The organism is Mesorhizobium sp. M7A.F.Ca.US.006.04.2.1 (assembly GCF_004022915.1).
Taxonomy (GTDB): domain Bacteria; phylum Pseudomonadota; class Alphaproteobacteria; order Rhizobiales; family Rhizobiaceae; genus Mesorhizobium; species Mesorhizobium ciceri.
The window spans coordinates 1-3,192 of the sequence record NZ_RZQA01000758.1; the positions used below are offsets into that span (position 1 = coordinate 1).

Here is a 3,192-nt window from a genome sequence, read left to right on the forward strand (position 1 = left end):
TCCTCGACGAGCGCGGTCAGCATCAGGATCGGAATGTTGGTTGCGGCACGAAGGCGGCGGCAGATGTTGAGACCGTTTTCGCCCGGCAACATGACATCGAGCACGATGAGATCGAATTTCTGGGTGCGAAGCGCGGCATTCATCTGGACGCCGCTCTCGGCAATTTCCACGGTCATGCCGTTGTCGGTGAGCGTGTCGCCCAGCATGCGCGCGATCTCCAGATCGTCTTCGACAATGAGGATGCGCGAACCTTGCCTTGCCGACCTGGATTCGGCGCTCAAATCGCTTTGGTGCCGTTGCTGTGCCATTCCGGAGCTTGTCCAGCTTGCATTTGGTGCCCTGGGTAGGCGTCAGAACCGATATCCGACGAGAAGCATCCCTGAAGGCTGGATCTTTTCGACGACGACGGGGCTGTCGGCAGCGTCACCCAAGAGAACGCCGACCCCCGCTTCGCCGCGCACCATCCAGTTCTCGTCGAGCATATATGTGGCGGAAATCGAAAAATCGGCGCGCTTCAAACCGGCGCCGGCATCATAGCGCGCCAGCCCCGAGCGAGCCGATTGCTCGGGCGTGACGCCAAAATAGGCCTGCATGTAGTTTTCGTCGGCGAACACGGCGGACGCGCTGGCGCCGATCATCAACGATTGAGACAGAGGCCGGGTCACCTCGATCCCCACCCTGCCCTCCAGGCCATCGCTGCCGCCGATGGTCTTGTCCAGCTGCGCGAATATTTCGGCCGGACCGAACTTCGCCGCTGCCTTCACGCCGACCGTCGCGCCCATGTCGACATCCCCCAAGCCGCGCAGATGGTCGGAGTCGTCTTCCTTGCGGCCCATCTCATAGCCAAGCCGCGCGCTGAAGGCGAACGGTCCTTGTTCATAAACGGCAATGTTGGCACCAGTCGGATCGATCGTCACCGTGTCGAGGAATGTCGCCGTGACGAAAGGCACCGGCATGATCTTGAATTCATTGCTGCCCTCGTATTTGGGGACGATGATGGCGCCGCCGCCGAGCACGACGTGCCAGTCGGACAGTTTCTGTTCGAAGCGCCCGAAACGGGAAGGCTCGGGCGGCAGGGTAAAATCATCGGAATTCACCGCAATGGCATCTGCCGCCAGCGCGCCGTCCGAATGGGCTGAAAGCAGGATTGCCATGACCGCAAGAGATGCCCGGCCGGCAAATAGTCCAGAGTCAATTTTGGCGAACATGCGTGCTCCAGTATAGCGAGGCAAAGAGCCTCCGGTGGCGTCACCATGTCAGGTGAAAGTGGCCGCATGCGTTAAGTGATGTTAAGTTTTGTTGCGCAATCGTGGTTTCATCTTGCCGTATAGGGAGGCCCTAGGCTGACAGTGGGCTGCCACGATCTGCCGTGGATCGTCTCGCGATCGGAGAACGGAACTGTTTCAATCCAGGCCAGAACAGCTCTAATGTCTGTGCCGGAGCAATGTGGGCGGGGTATGGGGAACACAAGCGACGATGACGAGCGGAGTTTCTTCTCCGAAGCGCCGATGCGGCCTGCTGCGAAAGCCAAGGCGACGCTCGACGAAAAGCCGCATTACCTCGGCCATCGCGACCGCTTGCGCGAGCGCTTTGCCCTGGCGGGTCCGGATGCCCTGCCCGATTACGAACTTCTGGAACTTCTGCTCTTTCGCCTGATCCCTCGTGCCGACACCAAACCGGCGGCCAAGGCGCTGCTGGCACGCTTCGGCACGCTGGCCGAAGTGCTTGGCGCCCCGGTGGGCCTGCTGCAGGAGGTCAAGGGCATCGGCCCTGCGGTGGCACTCGACCTGAAAATCCTCGCCGCAACGGCGCAGCGCATGGCACGCGGCGAGGTCCACGGCCGCGAGATCCTCTCGTCCTGGCAGCAGCTCCTCGACTATTGCCGCTCAGCAATGGCCTTCGAGGCGCGCGAGCAGTTCCGCATCCTGTTCCTCGACAAAAAGAACGCGCTGATCGCCGACGAGGTGCAGCAGACGGGTACTGTCGACCACACGCCTGTCTACCCGCGAGAAGTGATCAAGCGGGCGCTCGAACTCTCGGCGACTGCCATTATCCTGGTCCACAATCACCCGTCAGGCGACCCGACGCCATCGCGCGCCGACATCGAGATGACGAAGGAGATCATCGACGCGGGCAAGCGGCTGGGCATCGCGGTGCACGACCACATCATCATCGGGCGGAAGGGATATGCCAGCATGAAGGGCCTGCTGCTGATCTGAGATGGCAGGGCCGGCGCCAACGCCGGCCGACCCCGACCACGCGATCCCAGAGATCGGGGCGGGCGAAGCCGGCTAGAACAAGCGACTGGCGGAATCAGGAGAGTATGATCATGGCGAAAACAAAAGTCCTTCTTGTCGGCGAAAGCTGGGTGAGTTCGGCGACCCACTACAAGGGGTTCGACCAGTTCGGCAGCGTCACCTTCCATCTCGGGGCAACGCCCCTGGTCGACGCCTTGAAGGACAGCGAATTCGATCTCGACTACATGCCCGCTCATGAGGCCGTCGAGAAGCTGCCTTTCACCATGGAAGGGCTGTCGCAATACAGGACGATCATCCTGTCCGACATTGGCGCAAACTCGCTGCTGCTTCATCCCGATGTCTGGCTGCACGGCAAGACAGTGCCGAACCGGCTCAAGCTCCTGCGCGACTGGACGCTGGCCGGCGGCGGCCTGATCATGATCGGCGGTTACTTCAGCTTCCAAGGCATTGACGGCAAGGCGCGCTGGCATCGCACGGCGGTCGAGGAGGCGCTGCCGGTGACCTGCCTTCCCAATGATGACCGTCTCGAAATTCCGGAGGGCTTTCGTCCCGAGATCACTGGCTCAAGAGACCATCCGCTTTTTGCCGGCATTGAGGGCGAATGGCCGCTGCTGCTCGGTGCCAACGAGGTCGTCGCCCGCGATCGCGACGATGTCGAGGTTCTGGCGCGGCTGCCGCAGGACCAGGGCGGCCATCCCCTGCTGGTCACCGGGCGCCACGGCGAAGGGCGCACGCTGGTCTGGACGTCGGACATCGGACCGCACTGGCTGCCGAACAGTTTTGTCGAATGGCCCGGCTATGCGCGGCTTTGGACCAACGTGCTCCGCTGGGTCAGCAACGCCGTTTGATGATGTCGCCCCAAAGTGCGTTTTTGAGGCAACGACATGTATTAGAACCAAGGTTTGAAGCCGATCAGCATCACCGGGAACTGCGA

At 61.7% G+C, this 3,192-nt stretch carries 4 protein-coding genes; 2 read left to right on the forward strand and 2 right to left on the reverse strand.

Annotated elements, in window-relative coordinates; translation table 11 throughout:
- Together EN925_RS29490 and EN925_RS29495 are read right to left on the reverse strand one after the other, a co-directional pair.
- The coding region (locus EN925_RS29490; RefSeq protein ID WP_164894465.1) for a response regulator at positions 1 to 308 on the reverse strand (308 nt) is incomplete at its 3' end.
- A gap of 42 nt (positions 309 to 350) precedes the next feature.
- Positions 351 to 1,208, reverse strand: coding sequence for a MipA/OmpV family protein (locus tag EN925_RS29495; RefSeq protein WP_013532005.1), 858 nt, complete (start codon positions 1,206 to 1,208; stop codon positions 351 to 353).
- Between the two features lie 249 nt (positions 1,209 to 1,457).
- Between EN925_RS29495 and radC the strand changes: the two genes are divergently transcribed.
- Together radC and EN925_RS29505 are read left to right on the forward strand one after the other, a co-directional pair.
- Entirely contained in the window at positions 1,458 to 2,219 is a 762-nt protein-coding gene (gene radC, locus EN925_RS29500) for a DNA repair protein RadC (RefSeq protein ID WP_013532006.1), read from the forward strand.
- Positions 2,220 to 2,329: 110 nt separating this feature from the next.
- The gene (locus EN925_RS29505; RefSeq protein WP_013532007.1) at positions 2,330 to 3,106 is read left to right on the forward strand and encodes a glutamine amidotransferase; all 777 of its coding nucleotides are present in this window, start codon (positions 2,330 to 2,332) and stop codon (positions 3,104 to 3,106) included.
- Positions 3,107 to 3,192: the final 86 nt, after the last annotated feature.